General features: G+C 62.3%; 16 protein-coding genes. 2 read left to right on the plus strand and 14 right to left on the minus strand.

The window, feature by feature from the left end:
- Position 1 precedes the first annotated feature (1 nt).
- From ACZ5Y5_RS08230 to ACZ5Y5_RS08260, 7 genes are all read right to left on the minus strand, one after another.
- A complete protein-coding gene (locus ACZ5Y5_RS08230; RefSeq protein ID WP_464808165.1) occupies positions 2–1,714 on the minus strand; it encodes a peptidoglycan D,D-transpeptidase FtsI family protein in 1,713 nt (570 codons plus the stop codon).
- Complete coding sequence (locus ACZ5Y5_RS08235; RefSeq protein ID WP_464808166.1) at positions 1,714–2,364, minus strand: colicin transporter; 651 nt, start codon at positions 2,362–2,364, stop codon at positions 1,714–1,716. The genes ACZ5Y5_RS08230 and ACZ5Y5_RS08235 overlap by 1 nt, the downstream gene beginning before the upstream one ends.
- Positions 2,361–3,317: a 16S rRNA (cytosine(1402)-N(4))-methyltransferase RsmH gene (gene rsmH, locus ACZ5Y5_RS08240; RefSeq protein ID WP_464810504.1), complete on the minus strand. Its 957-nt coding sequence runs from the start codon at positions 3,315–3,317 to the stop codon at positions 2,361–2,363. Before rsmH ends, ACZ5Y5_RS08235 begins: the two co-directional genes overlap by 4 nt.
- On the minus strand, positions 3,317–3,814 hold the full coding sequence (locus tag ACZ5Y5_RS08245; protein WP_464808167.1) for a division/cell wall cluster transcriptional repressor MraZ: 498 nt from the start codon (positions 3,812–3,814) through the stop codon (positions 3,317–3,319). Before ACZ5Y5_RS08245 ends, rsmH begins: the two co-directional genes overlap by 1 nt.
- Positions 3,815–3,997: 183 nt before the next feature.
- Positions 3,998–4,924: a Gldg family protein gene (locus ACZ5Y5_RS08250; protein ID WP_464808168.1), complete on the minus strand. Its 927-nt coding sequence runs from the start codon at positions 4,922–4,924 to the stop codon at positions 3,998–4,000.
- 333 nt (positions 4,925–5,257) lie between these two features.
- Positions 5,258–5,563, minus strand: a complete 306-nt coding sequence (locus ACZ5Y5_RS08255) for a hypothetical protein (protein ID WP_464808169.1) — start codon at positions 5,561–5,563, stop codon at positions 5,258–5,260.
- Positions 5,564–5,604: 41 nt separating this feature from the next.
- The gene (locus tag ACZ5Y5_RS08260; protein WP_464808170.1) at positions 5,605–6,600 is read right to left on the minus strand and encodes a cysteine synthase A; all 996 of its coding nucleotides are present in this window, start codon (positions 6,598–6,600) and stop codon (positions 5,605–5,607) included.
- A gap of 163 nt (positions 6,601–6,763) precedes the next feature.
- On the opposite strand from ACZ5Y5_RS08260, the gene ACZ5Y5_RS08265 reads away from it, so the two are divergent.
- Together ACZ5Y5_RS08265 and ACZ5Y5_RS08270 are read left to right on the plus strand one after the other, a co-directional pair.
- Positions 6,764–7,693 (plus strand): cell wall hydrolase, encoded by a 930-nt coding sequence (locus tag ACZ5Y5_RS08265; protein WP_464808171.1) that lies wholly within the window; start codon positions 6,764–6,766, stop codon positions 7,691–7,693.
- A 344-nt stretch (positions 7,694–8,037) separates the two neighbouring features.
- Complete coding sequence (locus ACZ5Y5_RS08270) at positions 8,038–8,166, plus strand: entericidin A/B family lipoprotein (RefSeq protein ID WP_066527336.1); 129 nt, start codon at positions 8,038–8,040, stop codon at positions 8,164–8,166.
- A 50-nt stretch (positions 8,167–8,216) separates the two neighbouring features.
- Here the strand turns inward: ACZ5Y5_RS08270 and tatC are convergent, their stop codons facing one another.
- From tatC to ACZ5Y5_RS08305, 7 genes are all read right to left on the minus strand, one after another.
- On the minus strand, positions 8,217–8,996 hold the full coding sequence (tatC, locus tag ACZ5Y5_RS08275) for a twin-arginine translocase subunit TatC (RefSeq protein ID WP_464808172.1): 780 nt from the start codon (positions 8,994–8,996) through the stop codon (positions 8,217–8,219).
- Positions 8,993–9,403, minus strand: a complete 411-nt coding sequence (gene tatB / locus ACZ5Y5_RS08280) for a Sec-independent protein translocase protein TatB (RefSeq protein WP_464808173.1) — start codon at positions 9,401–9,403, stop codon at positions 8,993–8,995. The genes tatC and tatB overlap by 4 nt, the downstream gene beginning before the upstream one ends.
- Before the next feature lie 31 nt (positions 9,404–9,434).
- Complete coding sequence (locus ACZ5Y5_RS08285) at positions 9,435–9,674, minus strand: twin-arginine translocase TatA/TatE family subunit (protein WP_464808174.1); 240 nt, start codon at positions 9,672–9,674, stop codon at positions 9,435–9,437.
- Positions 9,675–9,703: 29 nt separating this feature from the next.
- Positions 9,704–10,297 carry an SMC-Scp complex subunit ScpB gene (scpB, locus tag ACZ5Y5_RS08290; protein WP_464808175.1) on the minus strand — a complete coding sequence of 198 codons (594 nt, stop codon included), beginning with the start codon at positions 10,295–10,297 and terminating at the stop codon, positions 9,704–9,706.
- Positions 10,294–11,076: a segregation and condensation protein A gene (locus ACZ5Y5_RS08295; protein WP_464808176.1), complete on the minus strand. Its 783-nt coding sequence runs from the start codon at positions 11,074–11,076 to the stop codon at positions 10,294–10,296. The genes scpB and ACZ5Y5_RS08295 overlap by 4 nt, the downstream gene beginning before the upstream one ends.
- 106 nt (positions 11,077–11,182) lie before the next feature.
- Complete coding sequence (nagZ, locus tag ACZ5Y5_RS08300) at positions 11,183–12,196, minus strand: beta-N-acetylhexosaminidase (protein WP_464808177.1); 1,014 nt, start codon at positions 12,194–12,196, stop codon at positions 11,183–11,185.
- Between the two features lie 101 nt (positions 12,197–12,297).
- Positions 12,298–13,008, minus strand: a complete 711-nt coding sequence (locus ACZ5Y5_RS08305; RefSeq protein ID WP_464808178.1) for an SPOR domain-containing protein — start codon at positions 13,006–13,008, stop codon at positions 12,298–12,300.
- Position 13,009 lies beyond the last annotated feature (1 nt).

The raw sequence follows: 13,009 nt of genomic DNA on the forward strand, positions 1-13,009 counted from the left end.
CTCACTCTTTCTCCTTGTCCTGCCCAAGCAGAGGCATGAGGTCGGAGATATCGACGTCGCGCCGTTCGTCGGGCAGCACCCCCAACATCGGCCCTGTGCGTTCAACAACACGCTTGACCACCGGAGCAGCTGTCCAGGCGGCCGTGCGCAGGCCGAACGTCTGGGCGTTGCCCTTGGGCTCGTCCATCATCGCCAGCACGACGTAACGGGGATTATCCATAGGAAATGCGGACGCGAAAGTCGTCACCAGTGAACTCTTGTTATACCGGCCTTCTTCAGGCTTCTCTGCGGAACCCGTCTTGCCGCCTACCCGGAATCCCTTGGCATCGGCGCTGCGACCTGTACCCGCCGCAACGATCATCCGCAACAACTGCCGCATCCGCGCGCTCGTAGCGGCGGAAAAGACGCGGTGGCCCTCGGGCACTTCATTGGCGTGCAGCTTGCGCAATGTGGCCGGACGCCAGATCCCGCCATTGACCAGCGCGGCATAAGCGGCGGCTAGGTGGAGCGGCGTCACGGCGATGCCATGGCCATAGGAAACGGTCATGGTCGTGATGCGCCCCCAATTGTACGGCCAAAGGCTTTTGGCGCGCTCCTTCAGTTCGATCGGCGCACGCTGATCGAATTGCAGGTTGCGGAACAACTGCTGCATCGGCGCGGCGCCCATTTCGTCAGCAATGCGCGCTGTGCCGATGTTGGAGCTATGCACGAGAATTTCCGGCACGTTGACCCAGCGACCCAGCGCGTGATCATCCTTGATGCGGAAGCCTGCGACGGCAAGCGGCGCCGTCGCGTCATAGCGCTTGGCCATGGAGGTCACCACGCCGCGATCCATCGCCTCAGCGATAGAGAGCGGCTTGAAGGTCGAGCCCAGTTCGTAGCGCGCCTGCACAATGTGATTGCACAGCGGCGATTCGCTACATGTCTTGCCGGCATAATTTTGCAGCTTGTTGGGATCGAAGACAGGGATCGAGGCCATGGCGATCACCTCGCCGGTATTGGCGTCCATAATGATGCCGCCCGCGCCCTTGGCGTTTTGAGACACCATCTGCGCATACAGTTCGCTTTCGAGCGCACCCTGCACCCGGCTATCGATGGAAATGGCGAAGGGCTGGCCCCGCAGCGCCGGATCGGTCAGGCGGTCATTGAATGCCGCCTCGACGCCCATGCCGCCGGTCCCTTCCGCATTGGGCGCAAAGCCCAAGACATGCGCCGCAAGGCTCCGCTGAGGATAGAGGCGCTCCTTTTCTCGCGGAAACTCGATCCCAATCTCGCCCAACGCATTCACCGCCGCGACTTCCTCGGGCAGTGCGCGGCGGCGGAGATAGGCCCAGCCCTTGCCAGTCAGCTTCTTGTAGAAGGCCGCTTCAGGCTCATCGGGGAAAATCTCGTGCAGCTTGCGAGCAAGTTCGGCAGGCTCGCCGATCAGCTTGGAGGGACGCACGGCGATGGAATAGGCGTCCATGGTGCGCGCCAGCGGCACGCCGTTGCGATCGACTATGTCAGCGCGCGCAGGAATGAGGCCCGACACGCCGTCTCCGCCTTCCGCGCCATGGGCGAAAATACCCACCCATGTCAGCCGCAGGATCACCACCGCCGTTATCGCCATGAACAGAATCAGCAGCAGCATCAGGCGATTATGTGCGATCGCCGTTAGGTCAACGCGCTGCTTGCTCGCCCTCGGGCCGCCGGGCTGAACGATGATCGTCGCCATCAGCGTGTCCCCTTCTTGCGCTCGCGAGCGGCCTTGCTGCTTATATCGCCCATAGTGCTGTCATCGAGCAGCTTCGCATCCAGCATCGCCATCCGCTCAGCACGGCGGGCGACAGGGTTGGGCTTCGATATGTCGGCATCATCCTTCGCCTTTTCCGCAGCACTGCGGGGCGCCGGCTTGGTGACCGCGTCAACATTGTCTGCGGCATGCGCCTCGCGGATGACAGCAATATCGCTCTGGATCTGAGTCGCTGCAGGACTCGCCGGAGCGGGCTGAGCAGCGGAAGGCAGATCGGCAGGAGTTTCGACCATGGCTACCATCACGGGCGGCGCGACATAATCGGGACCATTGGGCTGAATGCCATCCAAATTCGCCAGTGCACGCTCGCCGCCCAGATATTGCTGGGCCGTGGGCGTCGCATACATGAAGTCTTCCTGGTTCCACCGCTCAAGCTGCCGCATGCTGGCGCGAGCGCTGAATTCGGTTTCCAGATAGCGGATGTCGGCCCGTGCCCGCGCGATCTGCGCCTGCACCTTCATCAGTTCGTTACGCTCAGTGGCGACCTTAAGCGACACGAGATAAGCGCCAAGCGCCCCCAGCGCCACGAGCAGGATCCAGATCAGGCTCTGCAATCTCTTGACCGCGATCATGGACGCGCACTCCGGGAGGAACTGGGAACGGGAGCCGCCGTGCGGACCGCGCTGCGCAGCGTGGCAGAACGGGCGCGCGGGTTGCGGGAGAGTTCCGCCTCACTGGGACGGACCGCCTTTGCTGGCTTGTGAAAGGTTGGCGCAGCGCCAGCTTGCCGCTCCGGCAGGTGGCGCGATCCAGCCCCCTCCCCGCCGCTACGTTTGCGCAGGAACTGTTTGACGATGCGATCTTCCAGGCTGTGGAAGGTGACGATGGCGAGCCGGCCACCTTCTTCCAAGATCGCTTCCGCGGCCTCGAGCCCCCGTTCCAGCTCTTCCAGTTCGCGATTCACATGGATGCGTACTGCCTGGAAGGTCCGCGTCGCAGGGTCTTTCTTGTCGTGCGGTTTATGGCCCAGCGCCCGGCGCACCACACTGGCCAACTGGCCGGTTCGCTCCAAAGGACGAGCATCAACGATCGCGCGGGCAACCCGGCGCGAGCGCGGCTCTTCACCATAACGATAGAGGACGTCCGCAATTTCCTGTTCAGGGGCATTGTTCAGGAAATCGGCGGCGCTCATTCCGCTCTGGCTCATCGTCATGGTGAGAGGACCATCCGATTGGAAAGAAAATCCCCGCTCCGGCCGATCGAGCTGCATCGAAGACACGCCGATATCGAGCGTCACGCCCGACACGGAAGTCACGCCCCGTTCGCGCAGCAGTTCCTGCATGTGAGAGAATTCACCAGCGATCAGGGTAATGGTTTTGCCATCGGCCAGCGCCTGCCCCTCCCGAATCGCATCCGGGTCGCGATCGAAGGCAAAGACCTTTGCCCCTTTGCCCGCCATCGCAGCCGAATAGCCGCCCGCGCCGAAGGTGCCATCGACATGGATCTCGCCGGGGTTGATGGCGAGGGCGTCGAGCACCTCATTGAGCAGAACCGGGATATGGCGATCCGGGTCGGGGACGGCGATCACTTGACCCCTCCGGCAGCGCGCTGATCCAGCCAGCGGCGGACCTTGTTCCGGATCAGTTCCGGCCGATCCTTGCTATCGACCAGCGTTTCCGGCTTCCAGATCTGGATGTATCGACCCACGCCATAGAAGAAGACGGCATCCGTGATGCCATATTCATCCTTGATGTCCGGGTGCATGGCGAAGCGCCCGCCGTCATCGAAATTCACCTCCTCGATGGTACCTAGACGCCGTTCCAGTTCCAGGTCGGCATTATAGTCGCGGCCGGCCGCGCGCGCCTCGCGGGAGAGCTCTTCAACCTCGGTGAACAGGAAGCGGCGGTGCGATTCTCCAAAGCCGGTGGCGCAGGGGTTGTCGCCATGGACGGAGAGGTAAAGCCGGGTTTCGCCGCCGCTGGACAGCTTGACCTGCCGGCGCATCTCCAAGGGCAGCACGAAACGGCCTTTGCCGTCCGCGACGCTGAACGCGTTGCCCGTAAAGAGAATGATTTCCGACACGTTCGGACTGCTGCCCCTTTATTCGCAGGGGTGCAGGCCGCCATCCGCCAAACCGCGTCATTGCGGCCGGCGCACAGGACTAACAAAGCCTGACAAACCCCTATGGCTTTTAGATACCAAGCGGCGAGCCCCAAGAAAAGGGAAAAGTCGGGAGATTTTGGGAAATCCTGTTTTGTTCTGGATTTAATCTGCTCTCGGCGCTCCCGCGAACCTGTGGCGAGCCGATGACAGATGTGCAAGCCAGCCATTCGATCGCGGCATGAGCATGGTTCCCACTATCGCCCATAAAATCCCGGTGGTGATCGCCCAGCGAAGGGCGCTAATCAGATCGGTGGACGATATTAACCAGTGCCTGGCGGCGGCTATGGCGCCGCCACCCAGCTGCTGAACCACGAAAGCAGGTGTGTCAGCACTCCAAGCCCGTGGGCTAAGCGGCGTCGCCTGATCCGCCAGCCAGAGCCGGTCATCTATCAGATCGGCATCCGCGACGAGTACGGCATGGCCGCGGCCGATTGCGCAGTGGGCGACCAGCGCGTCCTGCTCCGCCCGGCAGTTCGAACCATCGCGCAATTCGAAGGAGGACGCCGCCATAGTCGTGAGCAGGCGGCCGTCAGCAAGCATCTGCCGCTCTTCTCCAACAGAGGAAGGAGGCAGCAGTTCGACGCCCCAATGCGCCAGCAGCGGCGCTAGCATGCTGACCGGTGGTGCCCGGCGGCGGTCGCCCAATGGCAGGGACGATGGCCAACGCAGCAAAGGATCGGCGAGCAACAGCATGGTGCCGCCACGGCGCACCCAATCGTTTAGGGCGGACAGCTCAGCACGCGACATATGGCGGGGCTGCGCCAGCAATAACGCTCCCGCGTCCTGCATGGTGGGGGACAAGGGGCTATCGGCGGGCCTAACATCGAATCGCTGATGCAATATCCGGATTATCGGAGCGTCCTGCCGCGCCTGAACACCGCCCTCACCTTCGCGCCAGAAAAGAGGCAGGGCGCTGATCACCGCTAGTGCAGGCCGCTCCTTTGCGGGCTTGACGGGGGGATCAGCAGCGAGCCAGCAGGAAAATATCGCCAAGCCGGCAAGGCCGAGACCGACCCAACGCTGCCGCATTATGAATATGCCCGCCCCGGCAGCGAGCAGTAGGGCCAGACTTAACCAAACAAGAGCGAAGGGATCAGGCGCGTGCCCAGTTGCGAGCCAAGCGAAGAGAAGCACTATACCCCCGCTTCCCAAGCCGGCCCAGACGGCGTGAAGAACGCTGCGCCTGGTCCGCAGAGCCGCTGCGACGAGGATAAGGATCAACGCCGGCCAAGCCCAGGCGCGTAGATCGACTTGGCCAGTTCGCAACGGCGCAGGAAGTCCGCCGAGCAGTATGACCAACGGCCCAGCGCAAAGTATCGCAAAGGTGCGCAGCACTGTCATGAAGTGCGCGCTATTCGCAGGTCAGCGCCCGGCAGATTGCGGATCGCGATCCATCGGCTTGCTTAGATTGGGATCAGGTTGCAGGTCGGGTACGATCGGCTGCTGCTCCGGTGCAGGCTGCACGCCAAGCTCCGCCAACGGCTCCTTCGGCGCGACGGCATTAAGATCGAGAGTGGGCACGGTGGGCGGCGGAACCGCCGGATCATCGATCCGCGCCTTATCAATCACGATATTTGCGAGGCCAACAAGGAGCACCACGCCCGCCAGCCCGGTGAGGCCGATCTGGACACGCTGCAACCCTTCCTGCCGGCGAGGATGTTCAGCCATTGACGCGCTCTTTTTATCGTCGCCGCGACCCGTGTCGGCGATCAGCGATTGTGCGCGAGCCAGGGGAAGACCGTCAAGCCCTTCGACTCGAGCCACTCGCGATTATACAGCGTCGAAAGATAACGGAATCCAGTGTCGCACAGGATCGTGACAATCCGCTTGCCTGGTCCAAGTTCCCGTGCAAGCGCCACAGCGCCAGCTACATTGATGCCCGACGACAGGCCCAGGCAGAGCCCCTCTTCGGCCAGCAATCGCTTGACCCAATGCAGCCCCTCCTCGTCAGAGATACGGAACTGCGTATCGATCGGCGCGCCCTCCAGATTGGCCGTGATACGCCCCTGCCCTATGCCTTCGGCGACGGAGGAACCTTCAGCCTTCAACTCGCCATGCGCATAATAATTGTAGAGCGCGGCGCCGTAGGGATCGGTCAGCGCAATGGTGATATTTTCATCATGCGCCTTCAGACCCAGCCCTACGCCCGCAATCGTTCCTCCGGTTCCAGCTGCGCAGGTAAAGCCGTCAATCTGCCCGTCCAACTGGGTCCAGATTTCCTCTGCGGTGCCGACAATATGCGCCTTACGGTTCGCTATATTGTCGAACTGGTTCGCCCAGATGGCATTCTCCGTCTCTTCCGCAATGCGGCGGGAGGTGTGGACAAAATGGCCGGGATTTGAATAGGCCGCTGCGGGCACGGTGACAAGTTCCGCACCCAGAGCGCGCAAAGTGTCCATCTTTTCGCGGCTTTGCGTCTCGGGCATGACAATGATCGTCTTGTAACCCTTGGCATTTGCGACCAGTGCAAGCCCGATACCGGTATTCCCCGCCGTTCCTTCCACAATCGTGCCGCCGGGGTTCAGCAGCCCCTTTTCCTCGGCATCATTGACGATGAACAGCGCAGCGCGATCCTTCACCGAAGCGCCAGGATTGGCGAACTCGCATTTTCCGTAGATGTCGCAGCCGGTTTCTTCCGAGGGACCGGCGAGGCGCACCAGCGGCGTGTTGCCAATCAGGGCGAGGCTATCATTATGGACTAGCATTGCTCCCGCATAGCGGAGCGGATGTATGCTTGCCAAGCAAGGGAATGCTGATCCACCCAAAGAGCCGGTTGCAATGCCTCCCGAGCGTGCCGGGCTCGTCGGGAAGAAACTGGCAACGCTTTTGCGCTAACGCATTACGACGGCGCATTTGCCGTAAGGATTTATGAGGCTGACGGACTGGAATATGGAGGGTAGGCAGGGGCGGCATGCGGCATGGGCCGCTTTCGCGCTGATAGCGCTTGCCGTGCCGCGCCTGATCACGGCCGCGCCGCTGGACCTACTGGCTGGCGCGGCTCAGAGTAACGATGTCGCGGAGAGGCCGGGCGAGAATTTCCCGGGCTCCGCCTATTTCTTTGCAGACGGGATGTTTCCAGCCTTTCCGAAATATGCAGGCGGAAGCGACCATGTCTTAAAATTGGATGCGGTCGAGGCGGCGCCGGCGGCCGTGTTCCGGGGACGGACGCCGCTCGACAGCTATCGCGCGGTCAACTGCCTGACCTCGGCAATCTACTATGAGGCGGGCAATGAGCCCGAGGAAGGGCAGCGTGCGGTCGCCCAGGTAGTGCTGAACCGGGTACGCAGCCCTCTTTGGCCGCATAGCGTGTGCGGCGTAGTCTATGAAGGGTCCGAACGGACTGATTCCCGGTGCCAATTCACCTTTAGTTGCGACGGGTCCATGGCGCGGGGGAGCCATGTGCAAAGCTGGACGCGGGCCCGCCGCATTGCGGAGCAAGCCCTTGGGGGCCGCGTATATGCGCCGGTCGGACTCGCGACCTTCTACCACACGCTGGCGGTAAGACCGGGCTGGGCAGCATCGAAGCGACCGGTCGCAGTGATCGGCGCGCACATCTTTTATCGCAGTGCCGGTTTCCATGGCACTGAGGCCGCATTTCGGGTGCCCTATCCGGGTCGCGAATGGCAATCGGGGCCTGCCCTTCGGAGCTGGCCACCCTCAACGCATATAGCAGAGGTTCCAGTGAAGCCGGTGGAAGTCAGAAGCCTACCTATGCCGAGCTCACCGGACGTAAAAGATGATCTGCCCCCTTCGACCATTCGTCCGGAGTATCGCAACAGCGGGCGCCCGCTGATTTGAGCAGCCATTTTTATCGTGAAGAACGATCGTTCAAAACCAAGTGGCTGATTTCATAGGACAATAAAAAAATGGGCGGTCTAGCAGAACGGCGGAACCAAATGGCCGGATGAGGGGTTCTGCATACCGGATAGCAAATCTTTTGCCCCCCGCTCTTGCTATCCAAAAAAATATGAGCCCGGAACGCATCTCCCCCCCCCCGACGCGTTCCGGGCTCAGAATTTTTGGGGAATCCTCCTGATATTAGAGATATTTCCGGCTGCGGAACGTAATTCCTGGCCGTGGGTTCTCCTCCTCAGCCGCCGGATAGCGCGGCCGTCCGGCTTTAGTTTTTCTAGGAGATGATCATGACGAGGAAGATCCTTGCCGCCCTGCTGCTTACGGGTTCGCTGATGGTAGCCGCATGCAATACAGTGGAAGGCGCGGGCAAAGACGTGCAGAGCGCTGGCCAGGCTGTGGAAAACGCCGCGCAATAAGCGCCGTGAAGGCTCCCACCCTTACAGGCCCGCTTCGGCGGGCCTTTTTGTCAGGTCGACAGGTCGGTTGTTTCAGAAGCGGCGCGGGCCTGTTTGCGGTCGGTGAACCAGATCGCCATGATGGTGATTTCGTAGAGCAGCAGGAGGGGAACGGCGAGCATGAGCTGCGAGACGACGTCGGGTGGAGTGAGAACGGCCGCCAGGACGAACGCGCCGACGATCATGTAGCGGCGGAGGCCGATCAACTGGGTGCGGGTGACGAAGCCTGCCCGGTTCAGCAGCATCAACAGCACCGGCATCAGGAAGCTGATGCCAAATGCAAGAATGAACTGCATGACTAAAGTGAGGTAGGCGTCGGTGCTTGGCAGGGCTTCGACTTGTATGCCTCCGCTATTCCCTTGAAATTGAAGGAAAAAATGGAATGCTGTCGGCATCACGACATAATAAGCGAGGCTGGCACCCATCAGGAACAGTACCGGCGTCATGACCAGAAATGGCAGCAACGCCTTCTTTTCCTTGGCATAAAGGCCGGGTGCGATGAAGGCCCAGAGTTGGTTCGCGATAATCGGGAAAGAGAGGCAAAAAGCGCCGAAAATCGCGACTTTCACCTGCACGAAGAAGGCTTCGTAGAGCTTTGTATAGACAAGCCGCCCGCCGCCGTCGCCAAAGGCTTCCTTAAGGGGATGGACGAGAAAAGCGAACAGCTTGTCCGAGAAATAGAAGCAGATGGCCCCTGTGATGAACAGCGCATACACGCATTTCAGGAGCCGGCCCCGCAGTTCGATCAGATGGTCGAGCAGCGGCGCTTTGGTGTCGTCGATGTCCTTCATGCGGGAGTGTCGCCCTTACCCGTAGCCGGTTGCGCTGCGATATAAGGCGGACCATCTGCGGCAGGCGCGGGCGCAGGTGTGGAGGCAGGCGCCGATTGGGCGACAAAGGGCGGCGACGCGTCGGCAGCCGGCGCGGACAGCGGCTCCATCGCAGGAGCGGCAGGCGCGTCAGCCGGATGCTCCTGCATGATCCGCCGGTTCTGGTCGGCCCACTTTTTTTCGAGTTCTTCCATTTCGACTTCCCGCACCATGGCGTCGATGCCGGTGCGGAAATGGCGCGCCATGCCGCGCGCCTTCCCAACGATCTGCCCTACCTTGTAAAGCGCGCGCGGCAAATCCTTTGGGCCGATCACGACCACCGCGACGATCACGATCAGCAGAAGTTCGGACGAACCGATATCGAACATGCGCGCCTACCGTTTGGGCGTGAAAAGAAAATCAGGCCTTGGTCTTTTCTTCGGTCGCGCTCGGTGCGTCCTGTTCGGGCACCCGATGCCCTTCGATCCGTGTCGCGGGCTTGGCAGGGGCGATGTCGTCATCATCGTCGGCCATGCCCTTCTTGAAGCTCTTGATGCCCTTGGCGACGTCACCCATCAGCCCGGAAATCCGGCCGCCGCCGAACAGCAGCATGACCACCAGGAGAACGATGACCCAGTGCATCAGCGAAAAGGAACCCATTTTAACTTTCTCCTGAAACGTAGCCCTATCTAGGCTTCTTCGTCGTCATTTTCCAGAACGGATTGGGCGCCCAACCCCTCCAGCGCCAAATCGACCGGATCGAGCAATCCGGCAGCGCGCAGATCATCCATTCCCGGCAGATCCCGGCGGCTGCTAAGGCCGAAATGTGACAGAAATTCGTGCGTGGTCGCATAGATGAGCGGCCGCCCCGGGACTTCGCGCCGCCCAGCGGGGCGGACCCAGCCCGCCTCCATCAGCACATCGAGCGTCCCTTTCGCCACCTGAACGCCGCGAATAGCCTCCACCTCGGCACGACTGACGGGTTCATGATAGGCGATGATCGCGAGCGTTTCCATCGCTGCGCGGGAGAGCTTGCGGGTCTCGTCCTTCTCCCGCCGCAGGATATGAGCAAGGTCGGCAGCCGTCTGAAAATGCCAGCGCCCACCCCTCTCGACCAGATTGATGCCTCGCCCGGCATAATGGTCCGACAACGCAGCAAGTGCGGCAGGCAGATCCCCAGCCTCCCCCACGTGCAGCCGCAGTTCAGCGGGACTGAGCGGCGTTTCGGCTACGAACAGCGCAGCTTCCACCGCGCGGATGAAGTCATCGGGCTCTTGCATCACAAAAGGCGTCCCCCGCTCTGATCCGGCAGAGCCGCGCGCAGGTAGATCGGCTCGAAAATGCCTTCCTGCTGTATTTCCAGCCGCCCCTGCCGCGCCAGTTCCAGTGCCGCGACAAAGCTGCTGGCGAGCGCCGATCGCGCCATCGGCCCATCCTGTCCGTCAGGCAGGAAGGATTCAAGCGTCGTCCAGTCAATCGCCGCACCGACCAGCGCCCCGACCCGCTGGATCGCTTCATCCAGCGTCATGACCGGCCGAACCGCGACCATATGGACGGCGGGCTGTGTGCGCGCGCGGACCTGCCCATAGGATTGGATCAGGTCGTAAAGGCTGGCGGCCCAATTCGCCTTGCGAACGAGGCGTAGTCCTTCGGGACGCGGGCGCATGAACACGTCGCGGCCAATACGGTCGCGCGCCATCAGCCGGGCGCCCGCCTCCCGCATTGCGTGCAGCCGCTGGAGCCGCAATTGCAGGCGGAGCGCCAGTTCTTCGGGGCTCGGATCGGGCTGGGCCTGCTTGGGCAACAGCAGCGAGGATTTGAGATAAGCGAGCCAGGCGGCCATCACCAGATAGTCCGCGGCCAGTTCCAGCTTCAGCTTCCGCGCGCCTTCGATATAGGCGAGATATTGTTCGACGAGCGCGAGAATGGAGATTTCGCGGAGATCGACCTTCTGACTGCGGGCAAGTGCGAGCAGCAGGTCGAGCGGCCCTTCCCAGCTTTCGAAGCTGACGGTGAGCATATCCGGACGCGGTGCGGGCGGCGGGGTGAAGAGGTCGTTCATAGCCGCAGCCCGGCCCCGATTATCGATGTGCTCCTGCGCAGGCAGGAGCCTAGCTGCGCCGCCTGATTTGGGCTCCTGCCTGCGCAGGAGCACGGCAGACGCATCATCACGCGGGCACCAGCGCGAGCAAGGTGTCACGGGTGGCGAGGAGTTGGTCAAGCGGGGGACTTTCCTTGACCAAGCTGGCGCCGGTCATGGCGTGATCGAGGCGAGCCTTCGATTGCGGGCTTATTTCTGGAAGGAGATTGGCGATCCCAACCATATCGTCCATCCGCCCCCAGCAATTGAGCGCAAGGTCGCATCCGGCCGCCACCACGCCGGCGGCGAGTTCGGGGATGCTGCCCTTCAGCGCCTTCATATCCAGATCGTCGGACATGAGCAGGCCGTCAAAGCCGATGCGTTTGCGGATGATCGTGTCGATGACCGAGGCGGAGAGGCTTGCCGGAAGATCCGGGTCCCAGGCCGTATAGACGACATGAGCGGTCATGCCGATAGGGGCGTCCTTCAGCGCCTGGAACGGGGCGAGGTCGGTCGTCAGCGCTTCTTCGTCCGCCGTCACAATCGGCAGTTCATGATGACTGTCCACCATGGCGCGGCCGTGGCCGGGCATATGCTTGACGATGCCTACCACGCCACCTTCGGCCAGTCCTTCGATTACCGCACGGCCAAGCGCTGCGACGCGCATGGGTTCAGCGCCAAGAGTGCGGTCGCCCATGATGTCGCTGGCGCCCTCCTGCCGGACATCGAGCAGGGGCAGTGCATCGACGGTGATACCCGCTTCGGCAAGAGTGACGGCAATAGCGCGCGCGTTGGTGCGCGCTGCGGCGATCGCGCTGGAGGGAGCAAGGTCGTACAGGCGGTCGAACACCGCACCGGGCGGGAAGCTGGGCCAGACGGGCGCCTGCATGCGGGCGACGCGCCCTCCTTCCTGATCGATCATGATGAGCAGGTCGTCGCGGCCATGCAGCGCGCGCAAATCATCGGTAATCGCGCGCAGTTGCGTGGGATCGACGATGTTGCGGCGGAAAAGAATATAGCCCGCTGGCTGCGCATCGGCAAAGAAGGCGCGTTCGTCAGCAGTGAGGGTTTCGCCGGAGAGGCCGAAGATTACCGGTTTCATGGATGACGATGGTAGCGGCGAAGGCGCGCGCTGTCGAAGGGGTTGTTTGGGGCGAAGATAAGCTATCCCCTCTCCCATTTAGGGGAGAGGGAGCCGGTTTGTTAGTTCACCACCAGGCAGCTCTCGCCCGCGACCTTTAGCCTGCCGCAGAGGGTATTTGCCTGAGCGCCCGCGGTGGCGCGGAGACGGTAGAGGGTGCTGCCGCCTACTTCGGTCGGTTCGACCGACATGGTCAGCGGCGCGAGATAGGCGAAGCGTTTCGACAGGCGCGTCCACGCATCGCGCGCGCCGGACTGGCTTCCATAGGCGCCAAGCTGGATCACTGCGCCGCCTTTCCTGGCGGGCTGGCTGGCGGCGGGGCGTACGTTGGTTTCGTCTGCAACGCGTGCCGTCACGCTTTGCGAGGGCTTGCCGGGCGAAGCCTGACGCAGCTTGGCGGGAGCGGTCGGCGTGACGGGCGCTTCGGGCACACGGCTGGGGTCGATGCGGCCGTCGCGGGCCACGCCTTCGCTGGCCGCGAAACTGGCGTCGCCTTCGCCTTCGAACTTCTTGGCGTCCGCCTCGTTGGCCGGGACCTTGTAATCACCCGCTGGCGCAGCAATCAGCTTGCCTTCACCGCCGTCGGCTGAGCGATTCTTGAGCAGCCAGACACCGGCCACCACGCCGCCGAGCAGGACGAGAGCGCAAAGGATGAAGCCGAGCAGGCGGACGGGGGAAAGCCCCTCCTCCTCTTCATCCTCGATACCGGGCTCGAGCCAAGGCAGACGCTCCTCGTCGTCGAGATCGAGCCGCCCCCTCGCAAAGTCGCCCATT

This window comes from Sphingobium sp. TomTYG65 (assembly GCF_055395525.1).

Bases quoted from the DNA above. Each gene is read 5' to 3' on its own strand.
- ACZ5Y5_RS08230 (WP_464808165.1), bottom strand. From the start codon at position 1,714: ATGGCGACGATCATCGTTCAGCCCGGCGGCCCGAGGGCGAGCAAGCAG.
- ACZ5Y5_RS08235 (WP_464808166.1), bottom strand. From the start codon at position 2,364: ATGATCGCGGTCAAGAGATTGCAGAGCCTGATCTGGATCCTGCTCGTG.
- ACZ5Y5_RS08250 (WP_464808168.1), bottom strand. From the start codon at position 4,924: ATGCGGCAGCGTTGGGTCGGTCTCGGCCTTGCCGGCTTGGCGATATTT.
- ACZ5Y5_RS08255 (WP_464808169.1), bottom strand. From the start codon at position 5,563: ATGGCTGAACATCCTCGCCGGCAGGAAGGGTTGCAGCGTGTCCAGATC.
- ACZ5Y5_RS08260 (WP_464808170.1), bottom strand. From the start codon at position 6,600: ATGCTAGTCCATAATGATAGCCTCGCCCTGATTGGCAACACGCCGCTG.
- ACZ5Y5_RS08265 (WP_464808171.1), top strand. From the start codon at position 6,764: ATGAGGCTGACGGACTGGAATATGGAGGGTAGGCAGGGGCGGCATGCG.
- ACZ5Y5_RS08270 (WP_066527336.1), top strand. From the start codon at position 8,038: ATGACGAGGAAGATCCTTGCCGCCCTGCTGCTTACGGGTTCGCTGATG.
- tatC (WP_464808172.1), bottom strand. From the start codon at position 8,996: ATGAAGGACATCGACGACACCAAAGCGCCGCTGCTCGACCATCTGATC.
- tatB (WP_464808173.1), bottom strand. From the start codon at position 9,403: ATGTTCGATATCGGTTCGTCCGAACTTCTGCTGATCGTGATCGTCGCG.
- ACZ5Y5_RS08285 (WP_464808174.1), bottom strand. From the start codon at position 9,674: ATGGGTTCCTTTTCGCTGATGCACTGGGTCATCGTTCTCCTGGTGGTC.
- ACZ5Y5_RS08295 (WP_464808176.1), bottom strand. From the start codon at position 11,076: ATGAACGACCTCTTCACCCCGCCGCCCGCACCGCGTCCGGATATGCTC.
- nagZ (WP_464808177.1), bottom strand. From the start codon at position 12,196: ATGAAACCGGTAATCTTCGGCCTCTCCGGCGAAACCCTCACTGCTGAC.
- ACZ5Y5_RS08305 (WP_464808178.1), bottom strand. From the start codon at position 13,008: ATGGGCGACTTTGCGAGGGGGCGGCTCGATCTCGACGACGAGGAGCGT.